Source organism: Microcystis sp. 49638_E5 (assembly GCF_021300285.1).
Taxonomy (GTDB): Bacteria; Cyanobacteriota; Cyanobacteriia; order Cyanobacteriales; family Microcystaceae; genus Microcystis; species Microcystis aeruginosa_C.
Genome location: NZ_JAJTDH010000030.1, coordinates 1 through 20,540, shown reverse-complemented (window position 1 = coordinate 20,540; position 20,540 = coordinate 1). Strand labels below are relative to the sequence as shown.

At 43.6% G+C, this 20,540-nt stretch carries 27 protein-coding genes and 2 pseudogenes; 14 read left to right on the top strand and 15 right to left on the bottom strand.

Features of this window, described 5'->3' with window-relative positions; genetic code table 11:
- Window positions 1-125: 125 nt before the first annotated feature.
- From LW728_RS10565 to LW728_RS10555, 3 genes are all read right to left on the bottom strand, one after another.
- The gene (locus LW728_RS10565; protein ID WP_287766625.1) at window positions 126-1,658 is read right to left on the bottom strand and encodes a cryptochrome/photolyase family protein; all 1,533 of its coding nucleotides are present in this window, start codon (window positions 1,656-1,658) and stop codon (window positions 126-128) included.
- A gap of 2 nt (window positions 1,659-1,660) precedes the next feature.
- Complete coding sequence (locus LW728_RS10560) at window positions 1,661-1,819, bottom strand: hypothetical protein (RefSeq protein WP_002739601.1); 159 nt, start codon at window positions 1,817-1,819, stop codon at window positions 1,661-1,663.
- Between the two features lie 138 nt (window positions 1,820-1,957).
- Entirely contained in the window at window positions 1,958-3,091 is a 1,134-nt protein-coding gene (locus tag LW728_RS10555; protein WP_287766623.1) for a HetZ-related protein 2, read from the bottom strand.
- 89 nt (window positions 3,092-3,180) lie between these two features.
- Here LW728_RS10555 and LW728_RS23185 point away from each other — a divergent pair, with 89 nt between their 5' ends.
- Complete coding sequence (locus LW728_RS23185) at window positions 3,181-3,225, top strand: helix-turn-helix domain-containing protein (RefSeq protein WP_110980728.1); 45 nt, start codon at window positions 3,181-3,183, stop codon at window positions 3,223-3,225.
- A gap of 131 nt (window positions 3,226-3,356) precedes the next feature.
- On the opposite strand, the gene LW728_RS10550 is transcribed toward LW728_RS23185, so the two are convergent.
- The 4 genes from LW728_RS10550 to LW728_RS10535 are packed head-to-tail and all read right to left on the bottom strand — an operon-like array spanning window position 3,357 to window position 5,586.
- The gene (locus LW728_RS10550; protein ID WP_287766621.1) at window positions 3,357-3,578 is read right to left on the bottom strand and encodes a hypothetical protein; all 222 of its coding nucleotides are present in this window, start codon (window positions 3,576-3,578) and stop codon (window positions 3,357-3,359) included.
- Window positions 3,579-3,582: 4 nt separating this feature from the next.
- On the bottom strand, window positions 3,583-3,870 hold the full coding sequence (locus tag LW728_RS10545) for a type II toxin-antitoxin system HigB family toxin (RefSeq protein ID WP_287766619.1): 288 nt from the start codon (window positions 3,868-3,870) through the stop codon (window positions 3,583-3,585).
- 29 nt (window positions 3,871-3,899) lie between these two features.
- A complete protein-coding gene (locus LW728_RS10540; RefSeq protein WP_002743703.1) occupies window positions 3,900-5,009 on the bottom strand; it encodes an iron-containing alcohol dehydrogenase family protein in 1,110 nt (369 codons plus the stop codon).
- Between the two features lie 19 nt (window positions 5,010-5,028).
- Entirely contained in the window at window positions 5,029-5,586 is a 558-nt protein-coding gene (locus tag LW728_RS10535) for a Ycf51 family protein (RefSeq protein WP_002802460.1), read from the bottom strand.
- Here LW728_RS10535 and LW728_RS10530 point away from each other — a divergent pair.
- From LW728_RS10530 to queC, 4 genes are all read left to right on the top strand, one after another.
- Window positions 5,563-6,180: a 7-carboxy-7-deazaguanine synthase QueE gene (locus LW728_RS10530; RefSeq protein ID WP_287766616.1), complete on the top strand. Its 618-nt coding sequence runs from the start codon at window positions 5,563-5,565 to the stop codon at window positions 6,178-6,180. The two genes, LW728_RS10535 and LW728_RS10530, sit on opposite strands and share 24 nt — an antisense overlap.
- Window positions 6,181-6,494: 314 nt before the next feature.
- A complete protein-coding gene (locus tag LW728_RS10525) occupies window positions 6,495-6,812 on the top strand; it encodes a hypothetical protein (RefSeq protein ID WP_002736011.1) in 318 nt (105 codons plus the stop codon).
- Complete coding sequence (locus tag LW728_RS10520) at window positions 6,809-7,171, top strand: hypothetical protein (RefSeq protein ID WP_002756992.1); 363 nt, start codon at window positions 6,809-6,811, stop codon at window positions 7,169-7,171. The genes LW728_RS10525 and LW728_RS10520 overlap by 4 nt, the downstream gene beginning before the upstream one ends.
- Window positions 7,171-7,869, top strand: a complete 699-nt coding sequence (gene queC / locus LW728_RS10515; RefSeq protein WP_104396179.1) for a 7-cyano-7-deazaguanine synthase QueC — start codon at window positions 7,171-7,173, stop codon at window positions 7,867-7,869. Before LW728_RS10520 ends, queC begins: the two co-directional genes overlap by 1 nt.
- 17 nt (window positions 7,870-7,886) lie before the next feature.
- On the opposite strand, the gene LW728_RS10510 is transcribed toward queC, so the two are convergent.
- Together LW728_RS10510 and LW728_RS10505 are read right to left on the bottom strand one after the other, a co-directional pair.
- Entirely contained in the window at window positions 7,887-8,459 is a 573-nt protein-coding gene (locus tag LW728_RS10510) for a manganese efflux pump MntP (RefSeq protein WP_046661714.1), read from the bottom strand.
- Window positions 8,460-8,735: 276 nt separating this feature from the next.
- The gene (locus LW728_RS10505; RefSeq protein ID WP_287665600.1) at window positions 8,736-8,927 is read right to left on the bottom strand and encodes a hypothetical protein; all 192 of its coding nucleotides are present in this window, start codon (window positions 8,925-8,927) and stop codon (window positions 8,736-8,738) included.
- A gap of 199 nt (window positions 8,928-9,126) precedes the next feature.
- Between LW728_RS10505 and LW728_RS10500 the strand changes: the two genes are divergently transcribed.
- Both LW728_RS10500 and LW728_RS10495 read left to right on the top strand, forming a co-directional pair.
- Window positions 9,127-10,080 carry a branched-chain amino acid ABC transporter permease gene (locus tag LW728_RS10500; RefSeq protein WP_287665598.1) on the top strand — a complete coding sequence of 318 codons (954 nt, stop codon included), beginning with the start codon at window positions 9,127-9,129 and terminating at the stop codon, window positions 10,078-10,080.
- Between the two features lie 184 nt (window positions 10,081-10,264).
- Window positions 10,265-12,652, top strand: coding sequence for an ATP-dependent Clp protease ATP-binding subunit (locus LW728_RS10495; protein ID WP_287766614.1), 2,388 nt, complete (start codon window positions 10,265-10,267; stop codon window positions 12,650-12,652).
- Window positions 12,653-12,703: 51 nt separating this feature from the next.
- On the opposite strand, the gene LW728_RS10490 is transcribed toward LW728_RS10495, so the two are convergent.
- Complete coding sequence (locus tag LW728_RS10490) at window positions 12,704-12,847, bottom strand: hypothetical protein (RefSeq protein WP_002801249.1); 144 nt, start codon at window positions 12,845-12,847, stop codon at window positions 12,704-12,706.
- A gap of 651 nt (window positions 12,848-13,498) precedes the next feature.
- On the opposite strand from LW728_RS10490, the gene atpD reads away from it, so the two are divergent.
- Together atpD and atpC are read left to right on the top strand one after the other, a co-directional pair.
- Window positions 13,499-14,947, top strand: a complete 1,449-nt coding sequence (atpD, locus tag LW728_RS10485; RefSeq protein ID WP_002801250.1) for a F0F1 ATP synthase subunit beta — start codon at window positions 13,499-13,501, stop codon at window positions 14,945-14,947.
- A gap of 74 nt (window positions 14,948-15,021) precedes the next feature.
- Window positions 15,022-15,438 (top strand): ATP synthase F1 subunit epsilon, encoded by a 417-nt coding sequence (gene atpC, locus LW728_RS10480; protein ID WP_002801251.1) that lies wholly within the window; start codon window positions 15,022-15,024, stop codon window positions 15,436-15,438.
- A gap of 213 nt (window positions 15,439-15,651) precedes the next feature.
- Here the strand turns inward: atpC and LW728_RS10475 are convergent, their stop codons facing one another.
- Entirely contained in the window at window positions 15,652-15,975 is a 324-nt protein-coding gene (locus LW728_RS10475) for a 30S ribosomal protein PSRP-3 (RefSeq protein ID WP_002760450.1), read from the bottom strand.
- A gap of 103 nt (window positions 15,976-16,078) precedes the next feature.
- Between LW728_RS10475 and mutT the strand changes: the two genes are divergently transcribed.
- From mutT to mraY, 3 genes are read left to right on the top strand one after another with little or no spacing between them, the layout of a single operon-like run.
- Entirely contained in the window at window positions 16,079-16,501 is a 423-nt protein-coding gene (gene mutT / locus LW728_RS10470; protein ID WP_287766612.1) for an 8-oxo-dGTP diphosphatase MutT, read from the top strand.
- Window positions 16,498-16,761 (top strand): DUF3134 domain-containing protein, encoded by a 264-nt coding sequence (locus LW728_RS10465; RefSeq protein ID WP_002735746.1) that lies wholly within the window; start codon window positions 16,498-16,500, stop codon window positions 16,759-16,761. Before mutT ends, LW728_RS10465 begins: the two co-directional genes overlap by 4 nt.
- Window positions 16,762-16,806: 45 nt before the next feature.
- Entirely contained in the window at window positions 16,807-17,874 is a 1,068-nt protein-coding gene (gene mraY / locus LW728_RS10460) for a phospho-N-acetylmuramoyl-pentapeptide-transferase (protein ID WP_287665588.1), read from the top strand.
- On the opposite strand, the gene LW728_RS10455 is transcribed toward mraY, so the two are convergent.
- Window positions 17,875-18,198 carry a HesB/IscA family protein gene (locus LW728_RS10455; RefSeq protein WP_002774150.1) on the bottom strand — a complete coding sequence of 108 codons (324 nt, stop codon included), beginning with the start codon at window positions 18,196-18,198 and terminating at the stop codon, window positions 17,875-17,877.
- A gap of 239 nt (window positions 18,199-18,437) precedes the next feature.
- Window positions 18,438-18,542 (bottom strand): annotated as a pseudogene (locus LW728_RS23180) (bluetail domain-containing putative surface protein); the annotation flags it as partial.
- 76 nt (window positions 18,543-18,618) lie between these two features.
- Between LW728_RS23180 and LW728_RS10450 the strand changes: the two are divergent.
- Both LW728_RS10450 and LW728_RS10445 read left to right on the top strand, forming a co-directional pair.
- The gene (locus LW728_RS10450) at window positions 18,619-18,909 is read left to right on the top strand and encodes a type II toxin-antitoxin system Phd/YefM family antitoxin (protein ID WP_002746031.1); all 291 of its coding nucleotides are present in this window, start codon (window positions 18,619-18,621) and stop codon (window positions 18,907-18,909) included.
- Entirely contained in the window at window positions 18,906-19,238 is a 333-nt protein-coding gene (locus LW728_RS10445; RefSeq protein WP_002761780.1) for a type II toxin-antitoxin system RelE/ParE family toxin, read from the top strand. Before LW728_RS10450 ends, LW728_RS10445 begins: the two co-directional genes overlap by 4 nt.
- Window positions 19,239-19,415: 177 nt before the next feature.
- On the opposite strand, the pseudogene LW728_RS10440 reads toward LW728_RS10445, so the two are convergent.
- Window positions 19,416-19,532 (bottom strand): annotated as a pseudogene (locus LW728_RS10440) (bluetail domain-containing putative surface protein); the annotation flags it as partial.
- 112 nt (window positions 19,533-19,644) lie between these two features.
- On the bottom strand, window positions 19,645-20,439 hold the full coding sequence (locus tag LW728_RS10435; RefSeq protein WP_287766610.1) for a DUF4114 domain-containing protein: 795 nt from the start codon (window positions 20,437-20,439) through the stop codon (window positions 19,645-19,647).
- Window positions 20,440-20,540: the final 101 nt, after the last annotated feature.

The window sequence follows — 20,540 nt, the reverse complement described above, 5'->3', positions numbered from 1 at the left end:
GAAGGGAGAATAAATAAAGATATAGCGTTTCCTGTTTGCAAGAGGTACATTATCGATGTTGAAAAGCTTAATCAGCAAAAGTTTAAATGTACCACACAGGTGTGAAAAACGCTATAATCTCCCGACTATTGACTACTGACTCCTGACTCCTGACTGCTGATAGCTCTTAATTGGTTGGACTGGCAGCGCATTTGATTAAGTTCAGCTGCCGACATTCGATCGAGATGACCTAAAATCATATTAACTCGACCTTGGGATTTTAATTTTTCTCGATGTCGTGCCAAAAAATCCCAGTAAAGAAAGTTAAAAGGACAGGCAAACTCCCCGACTCGTTCATTTTTTTTATACAGACAACCCCGACAATAATCACTCATTTTATCAATATAGTTGGCCGAGGAAGCGTAGGGTTTGGAAGCGAGAATTCCCCCATCGGCAAATTGTCCCATTCCCAGTACATTAGTCTGCATTACCCAATCGTAGGCATCGATAAAAACACTATGAAACCAGTTTTCAATCTCTTGGGGAGAGCAACCAAAAACTAAGGCAAAATTGCTCAAAATCATTAATCTTTGAATATGATGGGCATAACCGGTATTTTCCACCTGTGATAATACTTGTTTGAGGCAATTCATCTCGGTTTGTTTACTATCCCAAAAGAAAGCCGGTAAGGGTTGTTGATGCTCAAACCAATTACCATTAGCGTAATCTTCTCCCAAATAATGATAAATTCCCTGCATATATTCCCGCCATCCCAACACCTGACGGATAAATCCTTCGATGCTATTTAGGGCTAAATTATCTTTTTTATAGGCAATTGCTGCCCCTTGAATCACTTCCAAAGGCGTTAGCAATCCTAGATTCAGATAGGGAGATAGTAGGGAATGCCAGAGGGTTTCTTCTCCCGTTACCATCGCATCTTGGTATGGTCCAAAGTTGGGCAGACAATTAGTAATAAAATGCTCCAAAACCTGTAAAGCTTGTCTGCGGTTTACTGCCCAGCGAAAAGGTTTGATTTTTCCATATTTAGGAATATCTAAAGCTTCCACATCAGCGATAACCTGAAGGGTAATTTCATCGGGTTCAAACCAAAGAGGATCAGTTGTTTTTAATCCATCCTTGGGCGGTTTGCGGTTTTGTTTATCAAAGTTCCATTGTCCTCCTATGGGTTGACTATCCTCCATTAAAATCTGCCATTTTTTGCGACTTTCTCGATAGAAATCCTCTAGTAATAGTCTTTTACGAGATTTAGCCCAATTATTAAAATCTGTCCTTGTCCAGAGAAAGTGATTATTATCAATTAGGGTTATAGCACAGTCTAAATTGAGATTTTTGATTAATCTAAGAAAAGGCAAATCATTAGGCATCATTATCTGTAATTCTTTAATACCTAATCGCTTAATCCAAGCAGATAAAATCGGTTCAAAATCTTCAGCAACTTCGTAGGTTACAGACCATCCTAAAGTTTTTAATTCTTCGGCAAAATGACGCATCGCCGACCAGATTAAAACTAATTTTTGCCGATGATAGGGTCTTTGTCGAATATGATTGTGGGATTCAATTAAAATAACTGGTGTTTCCTGTGAATAGGCTTGACAATTAGCTAAGGCCGCTTGTCCTGTCCATAATTGATCCCCTAAAATCCAAATACCAATGGTCATAATTATCTCATGGCCTCTACTATTCCGCCGTATTTTTTAGCCATAATATCCGCCATTTCCCGAGCAGAAAATTTACTGGCTTTGTCGATGCTGGGGGTAAATGTACCCGTAGGGGTTAAATAATGGGTAAATACCCCGACTTTTTTGCTAATAATCCACATATTTCTTGAAGTCAAAAATCAAAAAGGGGATGGTAATTATGAATTATGAATTAGGAATTATGAATTAGGAATTGGGGAGATGGGAAAAAAAGCTGTCTCCTGACTCCTGAATACTGACTCCTATCTCCTGACTCCTGATTAGGTTTTTGTCCTAAGACTTTGGGCGCTTAGATAAAGTTGCGTCCATTCTTTGACCACTTGTGTGCGTTTACAGTTTAATTCGCCAGCGATTTCCTCAAGGGTTTTACCCGCTTTTAAGCCCTCGATAACGCTTTTACCCGTGGGAGAAAGACCAGCATAGTAACTTTGCCATTGACTGAGAGTTAAGCCAAAATTATGCTCTTTCGGGCTGATTTGTAACCATTCAGCGATTAATTCTGTCCCTTCCTTGAGGGCAAAAACCTTAATCGCATGATAGCCAACTTTTTCCCGGAGACGATAGATCTGTTGGATGGGAATATTCATCTCTTTGGCGATCTCATCTTGGCCTTGGCCCCCTAGATAGAGGTTAAACCAAGTCACCGCCTCCGGACTAACATTTTCCTCTAGATACCTAGCAAAACTCTCTTGAACTTTTGCCCGTTGAATTTGCGCTTCTTGACAAGTGCGTTGATCTTCGTAGGTAGCGATCGCATTTTGATCCAGTAAACTTAAGCTAGTTTCCCCCTCATCGTCACTAATTTCATCGGAGAGAATCCGGATCATTTCTTGCCGCGGCACATTAGTGATACCGCTTCTCGATTGACGACGGAGATAATTAACAAAACGATAGGCTAACAGGGGTTGATTGCGGATCGGACGCAGAGCGTATTCCTCTAGGGTGGCTAACAGCAGCTGATCACGAGTAGCTTGATCGTTGGTACAACGAGCGATCCATGCTAACTGGGATTGCAGATAGCGATCGCTATTTAACATCTCCTGAATAATTTCCTGCAAGACATCGGCCACCGCTTGCCGACGATCGCGACTTAAGGAAACCCAAGTGCGAATTTTTTGCCGGAGAGTGACACAAGCACCGAGACGATCAATCAGGTTACGATAGGCGCGGGTGGGATTAACTTTGAGATAGCGTTGCCGCAAAATTTGCCAAAGATAAACTAATCCCCGTTTAGCGATTGCTAAATCTCTCTCATCTAAATTTTCCCAACGTTGGCTATCTTCACCGAGTAACCAATTGATAATGGTATCCCGTTCGCGATCGGTTAAGGAATCCTCTGTTTGAGAGAGGCGATCTTGCCATTGTTGCCTTAACTCGTCGATTATTGTCGTCATCGAAAAATTGAGTTCCAAACCCCGTCTTTTGAGGACGGCTTTAGTTTGAATATTAGCGCATTTACACGATATATGCTAGAACCTGAGCCATGGAGAAGGCCTATCGCTACCGATTTTACCCAACACCCGACTAGAACGAACTAATCAATTAAGTCTTTTGCCAGATAAGGATTTAGGGCGATTGCATCCCTTCCTAGGGTGTGTTCCCTGAAAACATGACAATTTCAAGGTTAACCAATATTTGGGAATGCACCACCCCTACCATTTATAATTCGGGAACATTTTCCTGTTCATAATTTTCTATTAATATTCCCAAAATTTCCATTAAAGAAGCAAGAGGATGATTTTCATTTTCTCCTATTTCATCTATCAAATTATCTAACATAATTACTAATTGTTCATATTCTGATTCGCTACGGGGTATAAAGAGTATTGGCTTTAAGTTTGTCCAGGCTTGCCGTGTTTTCTCTATATCTATCGTCGGCATTTTTTTACTCCTTCCATTTGTTTTTGTCGTATTCAGAATGAGTTAAAACTTCTCGAATATAAATTTTTTTTCGATTGTAATGAATCGCCGCTATGAGTCTAATCTTATTTCCGCCTATGTTAAAGACAGTCAGTTTTCCTACTTTGTCAGCATTGGGGAAAATAGTTCTTAATTCTGCTATGGACTGAAATTGTCCTGTCTTCATTTTTTGATACCATTCTTTTAATGCTGATTTGGTTTCGGGATACCTTTCGGCAAATTCATTTAATTTCTTCCGACTGATAACGGGCATTTTATTAATAAGTCCCGAAAATATTCCCGTTAATTAGCTTTAACTTTCTGCACCATTGTATCGGCAGTGGTAGTGGAAACCATGGCCGCCATAACTTGTTCGGGGGAAACCGTAAAAGGTAAACGATGAATGTCCGAATTAGGCTGACAGGCAATTGCGGCCGCGTGGCGCAACTGGGCAAGGGAAACATCTTTTAATCCTAAATCCTCTAGGGATTTCGGTAAACCAATTTGTTCATAAAACTGGATTAGTTGCCCCCGGGCCGATACTGCCAATTGATTGCCCAAAACTATTTCTTCTAGACGCAATTGGGCGAGAATGCCGTAGGCGACTTTTTCCCCGTGCAGGGCATGATGGCAAGCGGGAATATGGGTTAAACCATTATGAATTGCATGGGCGGCCACGGTACGACAATTAGCACCCCCTAAACCACCAATTACTCCGGCTAATAAAACGGTGGCATCTACCACCTGTTTCCAGTCCTCCCCGCCGATATTTTCCAGAGCTGCCGGGGATTTTTGGAAAAGGATATCCCGCAAAACCCGGGCCTGTTGGACAGCGGCAATGATCAGGGTTTCTGTGGAATGACCGCTACTGACGGAGGCCTCGTACCATTTAGCGATCGCATCGCCAATACCGGCGATTAAGGTTCTTTTCGGGGCAGTTTGGATAATACCGTAATCGAGAATTAATAAATCCGGACAACGGGCTAGGGACAGATCGTAAAGAAACGCCCCCGCGTCAGAATAAACGTTAGATAGGGCTGTCCAAGCGGCACAGGTAGCGGCGGAGGTGGGAATCGTGGCGATCGGCAAATGGCACTGATGGGCGAGTAATTTGGCCGTATCGAGGGCCTTGCCGCCACCCACACCGATGATAAAATCTGCCTCATGACTCTTGACAGATGCCTTTAAATATGCTAAGGAATTTTCCGAACAATCGGGGGCATAACTGTGATAGCTAGGAGTGAGATTTTTCAGGGGAGATGACAAAAAAGCTAAATTGCGATCGCCGCCCACCACCAGGGGACGTTTGCCCAAATCCCCTAACTTGCCGGTGGATTCTTCTAGGGCATTGTCACCCCGAATCACTTGTGCGGGGGCGATTAACAGGGGCAAAACAGCGACAGCATTGGACATTTTTTGACAACCTCAAGGATTATTGGCTAATTTTAGCGAAACTTTCGGGAAAAAGCTGTAGTTCAGGTGTATTATCCCCCGGGGCGGAGAAGGATTTTTTAATCTGTCCTAAGTACAAAGGAGCAGATAAACCGGGCTGAGGATGAACCAGAGTGCGAGCGCTAATGATAAATTGATTATTACCGCCAGCACCGGCGCGACCGGACGAAAACAAGTCACTAGCGGCTTGTTTTAGGGTTGCTTCCACTTGCTCGGGAGTAACAGTACTGGGCAGGGAGATAACAGCTTGATTAGCTCCGTTATCATAGACAAGGGAGAATCTCACCGCTCCAGGAATTTCGGTACGGGTAAATAATCCTAACCCAAGACCGAAAATCCCCACCGTCAACACAGCCATAAAGCTAGTGACACCGACGAGACGAAAGCGGATTCCCCAACCGACGAGAAAAGCGATAATCGTAAGTACCAAAAAAACCAGCGTGGCAATGCCAGACCATTGGATGTATTTGGCAAAGTTCAGGGGAATGTCCATATTTTCTATAATACTGATTCTATGAAAACGGTTAGCATAAACCATTGTACCTATCCTGTGGTCGAAACTTTCCATTCTGTTCAGGGCGAAGGCTTTTGGACGGGAAGCAATGCTTTTTTCCTCCGTTTGGGAGGTTGCGATGTCTATTGTCCCTGGTGCGACCAAAAAGAGTCTTGGAATGCCCACCGTTATCCCCAACAATCCCTAGGGGAATTGGTTGAGATGGCAAAAGGGGCTAACCCCGCTATGGTGGTGATTACCGGGGGTGAACCTTTAATGCACAATCTTGATCCTTTGACCAAGGAATTAAAAAATCAGGGTTTACGGGTACATTTAGAAACTTCTGGCGCTCATCCTTTTACTGGGGTTTTCGATTGGGTGACTTTTTCTCCTAAAACTTATAAAATGCCCGATCCTACTATTTATGCACAGGTGAATGAGTTAAAAATTGTCGTGGCTAATCCAGAGGATTTAGACTGGGCAGCTATGCAGGAAAGTAAGTTATCGGAAGGGGTGATTAAATATCTACAACCTGAATGGAATACAGTGGAAAGCAAAGAGTTAGTCTTTAATTATGTTCTCCGGCATCCCCAATGGCGCCTCAGTCTCCAAACCCATAAGTTTTTAGGAGTCCGCTAGTCAGTTATCAGTTATCAGTTATCAGTTATCAGTTATCAGTTATCAGTTATCAGTTATCAGTTATCAGTTATCAGGAGTCAGTTATCAGTTATCAGTTATCAGTTATCAGGAGTCAGTCTCGATGAAAAAATTTTCACCCCCACAGATGAAAGAGGTTTCCTTCCCTACACCCCACACCCTACACCCTCTTTCAAGTCAGGAGATTACTTTTTATTTATTCTCCCCACTCCCCAATTCATAATTCATAATTCATAATTCATAATTCATAATTCATAATTCCCAAACCCTAATTTACTAACAAGAGGTTAAATACTATGTCTAACAACAATTCTGAACGAGTAGTGCGTCGTGGTCGAGTTTTTCCGGAGATTCAATCTACAGAGGAAGAAAAGGCCAAACATCGCGCCCGACAATTAGAATTTTATCATCGTTGTTGGCCGATTTTTCAGAGTTTACAGCCCCGGTTAATGAAACATTATTATGGTTGGTACATTGCGATCGAACCCGATAGCGGCGATTATTTTATCGATCCCGATCAAGAAGTGGCCAGTAAAAAAGCAAGGGCAAAATATCCCGACAAAATTCATCACATCTTTGGCATTAATGAAACTGGAGTTAGTGGCAGAATATGATTGAAGGGAGATTTGGAACCAAAGGACAAATTTATTTTGATATCGATTTAGTTGGCGATGATGGATTGATTCTACCCACAGAAGTCATGCTGGATACGGGTTTTACCGAGTTTTTAGCCATAAATAGTCAAGATGCTGACAGTCTTGATTGGCGTTTTTTGCGACAAAATAAATTGATAACCGCTCAAGGAGAAGCATTTTTTGATATATATTTAGGCAGAGTAAGAATTGATGGTCAGGAATACGAAATTCCCGTCTTTGCAGGGGAGGCAATTCAGGAGATTTTGTTAGGTTCGCGGTGGCTAAAACAATTTATCTTAGTAGCTAATTATCAACAAACACAGGTGACATTAGGATAATGACAAAAAAGGCGATTATTTTACTTTCTGGGGGATTAGATTCAGCGACAACAGCAGCGATCGCTTTAGCGGCTGGTTATCAATTAATCGCCCTTTCCTTTCGTTATGGACAAAGACATGAGCGGGAATTAGCGGCGGCGAAAAAAATTGCTAATTTCCTCGAAATTAAAGAACATCATCTGATCGAAGTCAATCTATCTTTGTGGGGAGGTTCCGCTTTAACGGATCAATCTATTGCTATTCCCCAAGAGGGAATTAACCCGAATATTATCCCGATTACCTATGTGCCGGGGAGAAATACAGTTTTTATTTCGATCGCTCTTTCTTTAGCGGAAGCAAGGGAAGCGGAGGCGATATATTTAGGAATTAATGCGGTGGATTATTCCGGTTATCCCGATTGTCGTCCCGAGTATTTAGAGGCCTTTCAAACTTTAGCTAATTTATCATCGAAAGCGGGTTTAGAAGGGAAAGCACCCCAATTAATTGCCCCTTTGGTGATGGATAGTAAGGTAGATATCGTCCGTCGTGCTGTGAGTTTAGGGGTTCCCATTGCTGATACTTGGTCTTGTTATCAAGGAGAAGTTGAACCCTGCGGTTTATGCGATTCCTGCCGCATCAGAGATCAGGCTTTAATTGAGGCAGGTTATCCCGAATTGGCTACTTCCTTCTTAAAACAGTCAGGAAAAGGGGGAGCATAGTGAAAAATGGAGATAATCTAGGCGATTAAATGTTCAATGAGGATTTTACCGCCGATTAATATTAAAACTAAACCGCCGAGAATTTCTACCTTTTGGCTAAATAAATTACCGAATTTATGCCCGATAAAAACAGCTATAAAACATAAAACAAAGGTAATAAAACCAATGACAGTGCAAGCTAAAAGTAAGGGAGTTTTAATCATCGATAGACCCAAACCAACTACTAAAGCATCGATGCTAGTAGCGATCGCTAATCCGATTAAAGTATAGGAATCTAGAGGATTAAATTTTTTTTCCTCGTCATCATTTTGAACAGCTTCGTAGATCATTTTACTGCCGATCGCCCCTAGAATAATAAAAGCGATCCAGTGGTCAAAAGAGGCAAGAAAATCGCGACAGGTTAGACCGATACCCCAACCAATCATCGGCATAATCGCTTGAAATCCCCCAAAAAACAAAGCAATTTTCAAAGCCTTATTAACATGAATATGACGAATCATCAGGCCACTGGTCAGAGAAACGGCCACGGCATCGGCGGCTAATCCCACAGCAACAAAGGAAGTGGTTAAAAGTTCGAGTGAAGTAAACATCTATAGTTGTTTATCCTTTAATTTCCCCTTATCTTAACTAATTTTTACCCAGAAAACTTTCATATTTATCTCATGATCCTCTCATTTATCTATCATTTCTCTAACCTAAGTAGGTAGGCGTTAAAAGTTGTCAGATGCCCCCCTTATCAAGGGGGGATTAAAGGGGGGATCGGCACCCCCCTTATCAAGGGGAGCAGGGGGGATCGAACCTAAAATCCATTTTTAATTTAATTATAACCAGCTACTTAATTACTGAGAGGATCGAATTGAAAACGTTTAAAACCACATTATCGGTTCCTCACCGATTACCTCGACCTGATGGATTGCTTCTGGAGTAAAATTGATGATATCCTCAGCTTCTAGGACTTTTTCGCTCGCTACTGCCATTTTATCGGGAAATTCAGCCGTAGGAGTCCGAGTAACCAATCCTGCTGTTTCATAAATTCCCCCGAATTTTTTCCAGGACAAAGTTGAGGAAGATACCTTTTCCCATCATCGATCATCCCGTCTGCCTTTAAGGTGGCGAACGCTACCATATAGGGAAAGTGCCAAGTAAAAAATTATGATAATTTCGAGAATTACTGGAGAATGAGGTGGGAGAGAACGGTGATAAAATTAGCTAATTGACTCCCCTAACTTAAGCCCCCAATAACCGCTCACCGAAAATATGGCTGATTTTTTTAACACCTATGGTTTTTTAATTGTTTCAATGATCTTTGGGTCCATTTTAGGCATTTCAATTTATCTGCCCTTAATGGCCGGTCAATTATCCTTAGCAACCCCCGGTTTTTACGCTTTAGGTGGTTATGTTGCCGCCATTCTTTCCACGAAAGTTTTTACTAATACCGGTGGCAATTATCCCCTGGCTTTGGTCTTTTTAGAAATGTTAATTGCTGGCATTATTGCGGGAATATTAGCAATATTTTTAGGTATTCCTGTTCTACGTTTGCGAGGGATTTATTTAGCTATTGCCACGATTGCCTGGGTAGAAATTTTGAGAATTATTGCCCTTAATCTCGATATAACCGGCGGTGCGGTCGGTATTTTCGCCATTCCCCAACCTTTCACTACTCAATTAGCCTACCTTTGGCTGGCTTTGCCCCTCTTATTGCTAACTATGCTGTTTCTCTACCGGTTAGAAAACATCAAAATTGGTCGGGCATTTAACGCCATTCGTGCCGATGAGTTGGCGGCTGCGGCCATGGGAATTAATCCCACCTATCACAAGGTTTTATCCTTCACTTTCGGGGCAGTTTTAGCGGCAGTTGTGGGAGCGGTAAGCGCCCATTTTCTCAATACTTGGAATTCCCGTCAGGGAACCTTTGATTCTAGTATTATTTTCTTGGCTTTTGTTTTAATTGGTGGTTCCAGAACTTTTGTCGGGCCGGTGGTGGGAGGCATTGTTTTAACTGCTTTGCCCGAAGTTTTACGCGCCCTCGGCGGCGTGAATGGTTTACCAATTTGGTTGGGGAATTTCTTGCGCGATGGTCGTTTGATTATTTTTGGAATTTTAATTGTTTTGGGAACTATTTTTTATCCCCAAGGCTTAATTACACCTGAATTAATCAAAAAAATAATGCCTTTTAAAAGACGTTCCTCTCTTAGTCAAGTTGATTCCTAATTACAGTGATCAGATTTTAGTTTTCAGTTCATTGATTACTGTTTACTGTTCACAGCCAAAAACTCCCCATCTCCCCACTCCTGGCCCCTAACCCACCCTGCTGATACGGATATCCCCCTTCCGGCTAATGTAAAGAAAACGTTACAGTAACAGGTAAAGCCCAGTAGCCAGGAAGCCGTAGATCATGTTTGAATACTTTAACCAGAAAGCTATCAAAGCGGTGATGTTCGCCCAAGAAGAAGCCCGTCGTACCGGTCACAGTGTCGTCGGTACGGAGCATTTACTGTTAGGATTGATAGGAGAAGCCACCGCCACCGCAGCCTTAATTCTCAAGGATTTAAAAGTTACCCTGCACGAAAGTCGCCGCCTGATTGAAGGAATGACCGGCCGCGGCACCGGTTACAGTCCCGTTAATATCCCTTTTACCCCGAAAGCGAAAAAGATGTTCGAGCAAGCATTTCAGGAAGCTCGACAATTAGGGGAACAGGCGATCGCACCTGAACATCTATTACTCGCTATCACCAGCGATCCCGAATCCCTAGCCGCTAAAATTTTAATTATGCAGGGTGTTGATTTGATCAAACTTCGCGGCCTTTTAATTAAAAATGCCGGGGAAAAAGTCGCTAGTGGTCGCTTCACGGCAAAGAGTGACTATGAAGACCAGAAAAATGCTCCCCAAGGCGGGATTTTAGCCCAATATGGTCGCAATTTAAGCCAAGAGGTCAAAAATGGCAAAATTGACCCTGTAATCGGTAGAGAGCCAGAAATCGAGCGAGTTGTCCAAATTTTAGGCCGTCGTACCAAAAGTAACCCGATTTTACTGGGTGAGCCGGGGGTAGGCAAAACAGCGATCGCTGAAGGGTTAGCACAACGCATCCATAATGGCGATATTCCCGAACTTTTGCGGGATAAACAGGTAATTGCCCTCGATATGGGGTCTTTACTGGCGGGAACCCGTTTTCGCGGCGATTTTGAGGAACGTTTAAAGGGTGTGGTGGAGGAAGTTCGCAAATCGGGCAGTATTATCCTGTTTATCGATGAAATTCACACTCTTGTGGGTGCTGGTAGCATGGGAGGAGCTATGGATGCTTCTAACTTGCTTAAACCTGCTTTAGCTCGCGGCGAGTTACAGTGTTTAGGGGCAACTACTCTCGATGAGTATAAACAGCATATTGAGCGAGATGCGGCTCTAGAAAGACGTTTTCAGCCAGTTATGGTGGGAGAACCGACCAAAGAGCAGGCGATCGAGATTTTACAGGGTTTAAAAGCCACCTACGAGGATTTCCATCAGGTAAAATACGATCAAAAAGCGATCGAAGCTGCCGTTAATCTATCCTCGCGCTATATCAATGATCGCTTTTTACCGGACAAAGCGATCGATCTTCTCGATGAAGCGGGATCCCGCACCCATCTACGCTATTCCCTACAAAGTAAAAGTCCCGCAGAGGTTAGCGAAGAATCACCCCTAATTAACCCCGAATCTTTAATTCCGGTGGTGGATGCGGAGGAAATCGCCCAAATTGTCGCCGCTTGGACAGGTATTCCCGTTACCCAATTAACTGAAACTGAGTCGGAATCGCTCTTAAATCTGGAATGTCAACTGCACGAGCGGATTATTGGTCAACAGGAGGCAGTAAATGCCGTTTCTCGTGCTATTCGTCGAGCGCGAGTCAATTTAAAGAATCCTAACCGTCCGATTGCCTCGTTTATTTTTGCCGGTCCCACGGGAGTGGGTAAAACTGAATTAACGAAAGCCTTAGCTAAGTTGCTCTTTGGCTCGGAATCCAGTATGATTCGCCTAGATATGTCGGAATTTATGGAATCCCACACGGTTTCTAAGTTAATTGGTGCGCCTCCCGGATACATCGGTTACAATGAAGGCGGTCAGTTAACGGAAGCAGTGCGTCGTCAACCCTATAGAGTGGTCTTGTTTGACGAAATCGAGAAAGCACATCCCGATGTTTTTAATCTTCTCCTGCAACTGTTAGAAGATGGTCATTTGACCGATTCCCAAGGTCGTCGGGTGGACTTTAAGAATACCCTAATTATCATGACCTCGAATATTGGCTCAAAAGTCATCGAAAAAGGCGGTAATAGCTTAGGATTCGAGATTGCTGACGATTTTGCTCAATCGCGTTACCAACAGATTTCTAATCGGGTGACGGACGAGTTAAAACAATATTTCCGTCCCGAATTTCTCAACCGTCTCGATGAAATTATTGTTTTCCGACAGTTAACTCGCGAAGAAGTTACCCAGATTGCCGATATTCTGATCGCAGATCTAGCCAAACAATTGACAGAAAAAGGAATTTCTGTGGAAGTTACCGCCGCTTTCAAGGATTTGGTCATCAATGAGGGTTATGATCCTAGCTACGGTGCGCGGCCTTTACGTCGTGCCTTAACTCGACGCTTAGAGGATAGTTTAGCCGAGGCGATGTTATCGGGAAAAGTCAATTCTGGAGACCATGCGCTATTAGATGTAACTGCTGAAGCTGTGGTGACAGTCTCTAGTCATCAGCGCTCCGAGCAGAGCGATATTCTCTCGCAATTACAGTTACAATCGGTGGGTTAATCCGCTCAAAAATTGCTTTTTTCGGGGTTGAAAATTTTTCAACCCCGATTTTTATAATCTGGGAAAAATAACTTCTAGGGGAGCGGGAATCATCTCGGTGCGAAAGTCCAGAATCTGGACTAGGATTAAATAGGCAACGGCGATTAAAATCGAAATCGCTCCCGTGATAATGGCGATAATTTTAGCAGAATTCATATAGTTAACCGATAATTTCCTCAGATTATTGATCTATTGCCGCAAAAGCAACCGAAATTTATTCTCATCTACGATTGCGAGCCTAAACAATTTAAACTGAGGATATCTTACAGCACAATTCTCCCGGACGGTTGAGAAGGCAGTGCATCTCAGTTTTGTAGAAATATCCATAACACATTTTGGGCGCAGGCCCGGCACCCCTACCATAAACCCTATCTAAAGCTGTCCCTTGAAAATTTGACAGAAGATAGTTCTTGTCCCTCAATCCATAGACTAAACCCTATGGTCAAGCTTTAAATTATTTTTTATTTGAATCCATGCAACCAGCAAAACCCTTGCTATAATCGCCAATATATGGTATGAAACCAATTTCATCCACTGCATCGGCATCCCCAAAGTTGATCAACCTCGCTTTGTTTTAAGGTAGGCTCAGGCCTGCCTTACTTTTTATCAGTGATCAGTAACCAGTAAGCAGAAAATTGCCATTTAATACCGATCACCGCTCAGACTGTCCACGGAAAACTCACATCTGATCACTGGTAACTGATCTGATCCCCTAGCGTGATAAGCTGAGTATTGGCTAATTTTACAAAAAATTAAGACTTTCCCCTTGTGGGAGTTATCAGCTAAAACCCAGAGTAGACATAAACAATGGTAGCGACAACAGAAACTAACGTTGGTAAAATCGTCCAGATCATCGGTCCTGTCATCGATGCCGAATTTCCCAGTGGCAACCTGCCCCGTATTTATAATGCCTTAACCGTAAAAGGAACTAACTCCGCCGGTCAAAATTTATCCGTTACTTGTGAAGTACAACAGTTACTCGGTGACAACCAAGTGCGTGCCGTTGCCATGAGTACCACCGATGGTTTAGTGCGCGGTATGGATATCGTGGACACCGGCGCAGCGATTAGCGTTCCCGTGGGTAAATGCACCCTCGGTCGGATTTTTAACGTTCTTGGTGAACCCGTGGACGAAAAAGGACCGGTTAACGTCACCGAAACCTCTCCTATTCACCGTCCCGCTCCCAAATTAGTCGATCTTGAAGTAACACCGACGGTTTTTGAAACCGGTATCAAGGTGATTGACCTGCTCACCCCCTACCGTCAAGGGGGCAAAATCGGCCTCTTTGGGGGTGCTGGTGTGGGCAAAACCGTCATTATGATGGAATTAATCAACAATATCGCCATTCAACACGGTGGTGTCTCGGTTTTTGGCGGTGTGGGTGAAAGAACCCGCGAGGGAAACGACCTCTACAACGAGATGATCGAATCGAAGGTAATCAACGCTGATAACCCCGAAGAATCGAAAATCGCCCTCGTTTATGGTCAGATGAACGAACCCCCCGGAGCGAGAATGCGCGTCGGTCTCTCTGCTTTGACCATGGCCGAATATTTCCGCGATGTCAACAAGCAAGACGTACTCTTATTTATTGATAATATCTTCCGTTTCGTGCAAGCTGGTTCGGAAGTATCGGCGCTCCTCGGTCGGATGCCTTCTGCGGTAGGATACCAACCCACCCTCGGCACTGACGTAGGCGACCTGCAAGAGCGGATTACCTCCACCAAAGAAGGATCGATCACTTCCATCCAAGCGGTCTATGTACCTGCGGATGACTTGACTGACCCCGCTCCCGCTACTACCTTCGCTCACTTGGACGGAACTACTGTACTATCCCGGGGTCTGGCTTCCAAAGGTATCTATCCGGCGGTAGATCCCCTCGGTTCCACCAGCACTATGCTCCAAGCTGATATCGTCGGTGATGAACACTACGGCACCGCTCGCGCCGTCCAATCTACCCTGCAACGCTATAAAGAGTTACAGGACATCATCGCTATTCTCGGTTTAGACGAATTATCGGAAGAAGATCGTCTCACCGTTGACCGCGCTCGCAAAATTGAGCGTTTCCTCTCGCAACCTTTCTTCGTGGCGGAAGTGTTCACCGGTTCCCCGGGTAAATACGTTACCCTCGCCGATACGATCAAAGGCTTCCAGATGATCCTCAAAGGTGAACTCGATAGCTTACCCGAACAAGCGTTCTATATGGTCGGCAATATCGATGAAGCGATCGCTAAAGGCGAAAAACTCAAAAAAGGCTAATTAAAAGTCAGTAGTAACCGCTAAACGCGGTTACTTAACCCAGAAATCTGCCAAAATTATCGTTATTATCACCAATGAGCATTACAGTACGGGTTATTACACCCGATCGCATTGTCTGGGATAACGTGGCTGAAGAAGTAATCCTACCCAGTTCCACGGGACAATTAGGTATTCTTAGCGGTCACGCTCCTTTATTAACTGCCCTGAATATTGGCGTAATGCGAATTCGACCGGGGAAAGACTGGGAAAATATCGCGGTTTTGGGCGGTTTTGCCGAAGTCGAAAATAATGAGATCAAAGTCCTCGTTAATGGGGCGGAATTAGGCTCAAAAATCGATAAGGAAAAAGCTCGCGCCGAATACGAACGGGCCCAAATCCGTCTCGATGAAGTCAGTAAAGGGGATGACCGTCGCAAAACTATCCAAGCGCAACAATCATGGCGCAAAGCTCGCGCTAGATACCAGGCCGCTGGCGGTTTAGTATCGGTTTAAACCCAACCAAATCAAATTAAATTAAAGCAAAATCGGGCGGGTTTATATAAACCTACCCGATTCTTTTTCAGTTATCAGTTATCAGTTATCAGTTAAGTAGTCGGACTTAACGGAGGCAGGGGGCAGGAGGCCGTTTTTGTAACGGGGATTTATGCCCCGCTCCAAAAACTTTTCGCCTTAAGGCGAGGTTTTAGACCCGATTTTTTCGATAAATTAATTGCTACCACTAAAAACAACTTCGGGGAATTTTAACTGTGCATCGGCCATGGGGATTTGTCGGCCTTGATTGCGTAACTCTTGCCAAAAATTAATTACTTCTGTGGCTTTGTTGAGAACATCAACGCGATCGGACTCATCAATCCAGTGTTTTGCTTCTAACTCCTCTTGCAGTTGTTGCCAAGCATCATTGCGCGGCCAGAAAAAATAAGCGGTGAGGGGGCTAGTTCCTTTGCCGACCACCTGATCCACAGCGATCGCTACGTTCTGATCTAACCACAATACTTTTAAAATAAACTTTGATTCGGAACTGACTGTCATTGTTAATCGTTAATCGTACAATTCTCGATTATATCATCTTTTGACTCAATTCTCCGCAGTCAGTTTTTAACTATTTTTTCCTATTTTTTCGCCAATAACCGCTATGATTCCCGAAACAGACTCTTTAGCTTCTAAACAAATCGGTGTGGCCGTAATTAGAGACGATCGAGATTTAATTTTAATCGATCGCCGTCTGGCCAAGGGACTCCTGGGCGGTTTTTGGGAATTCCCCGGTGGCAAAATCGAAGGCAATGAAACGGTACAGGAATGTATTAAACGGGAGGTATTAGAAGAAATTGGCATTGAAATCGCAGTGGATAGTCATTTAATCACCATCGATCACACCTATAGTCATTTTCGGGTTAATCTACAAGTATATAACTGTCGTTATCTCAGCGGCGAAGCAAGGGCGATCGAATGTGAAGAAATCCGCTGGGTAACTATCGAGGAACTAGATAATTACACTTTCCCCGCGGCCAATCAAGAGATTATCAGAGCCTTAAAAGACATGGTAAACTCGAAATGATTGCTGTTAATCGTCGAGTGATTATGCTTAATCCTTCTATTCGTCAAGAACCCCGCTACGAACCGGCCGCGGTTATTCCCCTAAAAAAAGACGCTTCCATTGTCGAGTGGTTAGAAAAAAATAATCGCATGATTCCCCGGGATAAAATCGCCGAACCGGATCTGACTCTCGAAGAAGATGTGGAACTATCTGAACTGATGGATGTCGATGATATCGGTTATGATGACGACGAAGATGAATTAGTCTTAGATGAAGATTAATCCCGTCTTCTTTGGCAAATTTTCCCCTTATCTGGCGCTTTAGTCGTGAACGCTAACATTTTTTCCGCCCCTATCTTTAAAAAACCCACTGGAACCCATCTGCTGATTCTACTAACGGGATTACTATTTCTGTTAGTAGTTTTTTTTCAGGCCACTAATTCCCTGTTACTGCCCCTGATGGCCACAACGTTAATCAGTGCTGGTCTTGGTTGTCAAGTAGTACCGATGCTACGGCGCTTGAAAATGGGTCAGATCATGCGCGAAGATGGACCCCAGGCTCATTTAAAGAAAGCAGGAACCCCGACCATGGGAGGCAGCTTTTTTGTGCCAGTAGCCCTTATTTTCGCTTTAATCTGGTCTAAATTCACTCCTAATGTGGTGGCGGTTGCTTTGCTGACTTTTGCTTACATGGGTATCGGTTGGTTAGATGATTGGCAAATTTTGCGTTATAAGTCGAATAAGGGCCTATCTCCCCAGATGAAGTTAATTTTACAGATAACCGGGGCGGTGCTTTTTTGTCTCTGGATGTCGTTCAATCAGGTGAGTACCGATATCGGCCTTTGGGGTCGATTAGTGATTCCTTTGGGCTTTTTCTTCTGGATTTTGGCGGGATTTGTCCTTGTGGCTGAAAGTAACGCCACTAATCTCACCGATGGGGTGGATGGATTAGCGGGGGGAACTGGTGCGATCGCTTTTTTGGGTTTAGCCATTATTATCGCTCCTAGTCATCCGGATTTGGCGATTTTCTGCACTTGTTTTGCTGGTGCTTGTCTAGGCTTCATTTTTCATAACCGCAACCCCGCTAAAGTGTTTATGGGTGATACGGGTTCCCTCGCTTTGGGAGGAGCTTTAGCTGCGGTGGGTTTAATTACTGGACATCTCTGGGGATTATTTTTAATTAGTGGTCTGTTCTTTCTGGAATCTCTTTCGGTAATCGCTCAGGTTATCTATTATAAAGCCACAAAAGGACCCGATGGCAAGGGCAAAAGATTATTAAAAATGGCTCCTTTTCATCATCATTTAGAATTAAGTGGTTGGACGGAAACCAGGATTGTGGGAGCTTTTTATCTGGTTAATGCGCTTTTAGTTGTCTTGGCTATTTGGAGCAGTTAATTAGGCACTAAAGGAAAGACCACAACCGCAGGTATTTTGGGTGTTGGCATTGGTAAAACGGAAACCACCACCCATGAGATCTTCTGAATAGTCTAATTTTAAAATTTGTAGGTAGCGATCGCTGTCAGGATCCACTAAAATATTAATACCCTGACTTTGATAAAAGCGATCGTTTTCTGCCGCAATATCGGTTAATTCGAGATGATAGTGAAGTCCCGAACAACCACCGTTTTTTACTGCCAAACGCAGATAGGAACCAGTCAGGCGACGGCTTTGACTCCAACGTTCAATTTCTCTAGCGGCGGCGGGACTTAATTCGATCATTGTTTTTGAGACTATTGTAATAATGATATCAAGTTATTGTGAAGTTATACCACAGTTTTTGTCAAACTTTCTTTATGTTAAGAAAGATGTGACTAATGGATGGCGGGGGTAGCTGACAATTTTTAACACAGAAAACGGTTTTCTCCGAGAAACCCGTTTTCTAGGTGACTTAATGCTTCTTTCCAGGGTTCATTTTTAATCATTATGCTAACCGAATCACAGAAGGAGAGCTTAGACACTTAAACAAAGAAATTACCCTCTGGAATGCTCCCTAAAGCTGGTAAAGTAGCGGTAAATCCGGTGATATTTATTAATAAATCATTGCTCGATTGGAAGCCAGCCGTGAGAGGAGCGGGTATTTGTCACAGGGGAATTAATTTGTGGTAGCATATAATTAAATGCGTCTTGTCTGCTAAGATAATGCTCAACCTTTCAAAAGACATTCATTCTCTAACTGAGTTTAAACGAAACACGACCCAGTTCCTAGAGCATCTCAAACAAACCAAAGACCCTTTGGTGCTTACGGTTGATGGGAAAGCAGCACTCGTCGTACAGGATGCGGAATCCTATCAGACACTTCTTGAAGCTGCTGAATTGGTTGAGACGCTTAAAGGAGTCAAGCGTGGTCTTGAAGAGATGAAGCAAGGCAAAGGTAAGAAGGCAGAGGAATTCTTCTCTGAATTGTTCGATAAGCTGGACAGTTCTCCATGAGCCAAAAGTATCAAGTCGTCATACAACCTGAAGCACAACAGGGAATTGAAAAAGCCTATCTGTGGTTCAGTAAAGATTCTCCTCGAAAAGCGAGGTTGTGGCTAGAAGGATTGTACAAAGCAATTCTGTCACTAGAGCAAATGCCTTACCGTTGTTCACTGGCTTTTGAAAATAATTTCTTGGAGGAAGAAATCCGACAACTTATTTATGGTAAGGGACGTAGTGCCTACAGAATTCTCTTTACCATCACTGGCGATATTGTGCAGATTCTTTTCGTGCGCCACGTTGCACAAAAGCCTTTGTCAAGTCAAGAAGATGAAGAAGAGTAGAGGCCCATGGCATACCATTGTTGTCCTAAATTGTGACGGCAAAGTTTTGATAGGTAAGGTTATACCATTTTTCTTTATTCGTGGCAGACATCCTACTGCCATCTTCCTTTCTGGGAGAGGAGTTGGAGTTTAGGGTAATTAACCATCTCTGCCATTACTTTAGAAAAATGCTATTAATTAAACAAAGAAATTACCCTCTGGAATGTTCCCTAAAGCTGGTAAAGTACCGGTAAATCCAGTAATATTTATTAATAAATCATTGCTGGATTGGAAGCCAGCCGTGCTATCATTAATCGGGAACCGCAATGAGTCCTGTGGGGCGACAAATGACGGTGATTCGCAGTTAGAAAAAGACAACCACCGCCAACTCCCAGAGGAAATGGTTTGTCAAACCAGCAAGGGATGATTAAGCAATAAAATTAAACGCCAAAATCCCATCATTAAAGTCGTTATCACTGATATTGGGTAAGTTCCCCGGTAAATCCTCAAAGCCAAAGATATTATTCCCCCTTGACCGTAAATGTTCCGCCCCATCGGGATTTGCCGCCCCAAAGGAGAAATAGGCCACTTCATGACTCATATAGTTTTCTAGGGTAGCCGCCACGTTATCGGGATTCTTGGTCAAAAATGCCTGAACACTCCCTTGCAGACTTTCTCCCAGATTGCCCCCATTGGCAATCACAAAGGGTGCGTAGCGTCGCCCCCCTTGCAACAACACATCCCCAAATTCAGCGGCGGTGGTGCTTTGGTTTGCCCCTTCCCCACTGGCCCGCAAAATGAAGTTATTCACTGCTTGACTTAAGGCGGTACGGGCATAACCCGCTTGACCGGGTTGAATTAACTCTGTGACGTTGCCATCTCCATCTAAATCGAGGCTGTCAAAAACGGCTCCGTTGTCATCCGCCACTGGATAGAGACCGACAACGTTATTGAAGAAAGCTCCCGTCTGTTTAAGTCCTTCCTCAATGGCTTTGACCTGTATGCTACCGGGCAAGTTACTGAAGTTGAAAACCAGAGAACCTTGTCCATTACCCGTATCTTTAAATTGGAGGGTTTGGGGATTAACGGCTTGGTCGGGTAGATTGGTAATTTCTAGGGTGAAATTAACCGTTGCGTCTGGCGTGGCATTGGGAGCCGGGTTGAGGGTAGTATCCGTTACCGCAACTGTCAAGTTATAGAGGGATTGGGCAGCAATTCTCATTTTAAAAAGTAACAAGTGATACAGACAGAAACAAAGCTTTAAGCAAGCTACAAAATGCGCTCCCGCGAGTGCGACTGCATCGCAGAGAAGTGAGTATATAG

Excerpts from the sequence above, each read along its gene's own strand:
- LW728_RS10565 (WP_287766625.1), bottom strand. The coding sequence starts at position 1,658 with ATGACCATTGGTATTTGGATTTTAGGGGATCAATTATGGACAGGACAA.
- LW728_RS10560 (WP_002739601.1), bottom strand. The coding sequence starts at position 1,819 with ATGTGGATTATTAGCAAAAAAGTCGGGGTATTTACCCATTATTTAACC.
- LW728_RS10555 (WP_287766623.1), bottom strand. The coding sequence starts at position 3,091 with ATGACGACAATAATCGACGAGTTAAGGCAACAATGGCAAGATCGCCTC.
- LW728_RS10550 (WP_287766621.1), bottom strand. The coding sequence starts at position 3,578 with ATGCCGACGATAGATATAGAGAAAACACGGCAAGCCTGGACAAACTTA.
- LW728_RS10545 (WP_287766619.1), bottom strand. The coding sequence starts at position 3,870 with ATGCCCGTTATCAGTCGGAAGAAATTAAATGAATTTGCCGAAAGGTAT.
- LW728_RS10540 (WP_002743703.1), bottom strand. The coding sequence starts at position 5,009 with ATGTCCAATGCTGTCGCTGTTTTGCCCCTGTTAATCGCCCCCGCACAA.
- LW728_RS10530 (WP_287766616.1), top strand. The coding sequence starts at position 5,563 with ATGAAAACGGTTAGCATAAACCATTGTACCTATCCTGTGGTCGAAACT.
- LW728_RS10535 (WP_002802460.1), bottom strand. The coding sequence starts at position 5,586 with ATGGTTTATGCTAACCGTTTTCATAGAATCAGTATTATAGAAAATATG.
- LW728_RS10525 (WP_002736011.1), top strand. The coding sequence starts at position 6,495 with ATGTCTAACAACAATTCTGAACGAGTAGTGCGTCGTGGTCGAGTTTTT.
- LW728_RS10520 (WP_002756992.1), top strand. The coding sequence starts at position 6,809 with ATGATTGAAGGGAGATTTGGAACCAAAGGACAAATTTATTTTGATATC.
- queC (WP_104396179.1), top strand. The coding sequence starts at position 7,171 with ATGACAAAAAAGGCGATTATTTTACTTTCTGGGGGATTAGATTCAGCG.
- LW728_RS10510 (WP_046661714.1), bottom strand. The coding sequence starts at position 8,459 with ATGTTTACTTCACTCGAACTTTTAACCACTTCCTTTGTTGCTGTGGGA.
- LW728_RS10500 (WP_287665598.1), top strand. The coding sequence starts at position 9,127 with ATGGCTGATTTTTTTAACACCTATGGTTTTTTAATTGTTTCAATGATC.
- LW728_RS10495 (WP_287766614.1), top strand. The coding sequence starts at position 10,265 with ATGTTTGAATACTTTAACCAGAAAGCTATCAAAGCGGTGATGTTCGCC.
- LW728_RS10490 (WP_002801249.1), bottom strand. The coding sequence starts at position 12,847 with ATGAATTCTGCTAAAATTATCGCCATTATCACGGGAGCGATTTCGATT.
- atpD (WP_002801250.1), top strand. The coding sequence starts at position 13,499 with ATGGTAGCGACAACAGAAACTAACGTTGGTAAAATCGTCCAGATCATC.
- atpC (WP_002801251.1), top strand. The coding sequence starts at position 15,022 with ATGAGCATTACAGTACGGGTTATTACACCCGATCGCATTGTCTGGGAT.
- LW728_RS10475 (WP_002760450.1), bottom strand. The coding sequence starts at position 15,975 with ATGACAGTCAGTTCCGAATCAAAGTTTATTTTAAAAGTATTGTGGTTA.
- mutT (WP_287766612.1), top strand. The coding sequence starts at position 16,079 with ATGATTCCCGAAACAGACTCTTTAGCTTCTAAACAAATCGGTGTGGCC.
- LW728_RS10465 (WP_002735746.1), top strand. The coding sequence starts at position 16,498 with ATGATTGCTGTTAATCGTCGAGTGATTATGCTTAATCCTTCTATTCGT.
- LW728_RS10455 (WP_002774150.1), bottom strand. The coding sequence starts at position 18,198 with ATGATCGAATTAAGTCCCGCCGCCGCTAGAGAAATTGAACGTTGGAGT.
- LW728_RS10450 (WP_002746031.1), top strand. The coding sequence starts at position 18,619 with ATGCTCAACCTTTCAAAAGACATTCATTCTCTAACTGAGTTTAAACGA.
- LW728_RS10445 (WP_002761780.1), top strand. The coding sequence starts at position 18,906 with ATGAGCCAAAAGTATCAAGTCGTCATACAACCTGAAGCACAACAGGGA.
- LW728_RS10435 (WP_287766610.1), bottom strand. The coding sequence starts at position 20,439 with ATGAGAATTGCTGCCCAATCCCTCTATAACTTGACAGTTGCGGTAACG.